This is a genomic window from Priestia sp. P5_B4, assembly GCF_056400385.1.
The window spans coordinates 1-674 of sequence record NZ_JBFULJ010001387.1; the positions used below are offsets into that span (position 1 = coordinate 1).

Annotated in this window: 1 protein-coding gene; it reads right to left on the bottom strand. The window is 39.2% G+C overall.

Annotated elements, in window-relative coordinates; genetic code table 11:
* On the bottom strand, positions 1–517 hold a 517-nt coding region (locus tag AC1DRF_RS31160; RefSeq protein ID WP_477742718.1), incomplete at its 3' end, for a TerC family protein.
* Positions 518–674: the final 157 nt, after the last annotated feature.

Here is a 674-nt window from a genome sequence, read left to right on the forward strand (position 1 = left end):
GTATCGCCGCTCCAGCGTAAATGATAATYGGAAATTTTTCCATTGCTTTCATAATAAAGCTGCTTCCCCAAATAATAATCGGAATTGAAATTAATACACCAATCATAATCGGGACAAATTCGTGAGCTACACCTGCTAGAGCTAATACGTTATCTAATGACATGACCGCATCTGCGATAATGATCGTTTTAACCGCGCTCCATACCGTTGCTCCACCTTGAGGATTGTCGCCGTGATCGTGATTGTCTGCTAATAATTTATATGCAATCCATACTAGCATCAAACCGCCGACCGCTCCGATTAATGGTATTTTCAATAAAGGGACAATAATAGCCGCAAATAATAATCGAAGACCAATCGCGCCGCCTGTTCCAATTAAAATCGCTCTTTTTTGTAAATCTTTTGGTACGTTACGAGCCGCCATTGCAATAACAATTGCGTTATCCCCACTTAAAATTAAATCAAGAAAAATAATTTGCAGCAAACCTTGCACTGATACGCCAATTAGTTCCTCCATAGTTACCTCCACCTTCTCTTTTTATGTAACGTTTCTCCTCTAAATGTCCGAGCCTTTTCCTCCTTTTTTATAATTGAATACAAAAAAGACCCTTACCAAATAAGCGGTAAAGGTCTTGCTAACAACATAATGTCGCCAACAAAGCCGAGAGATAATC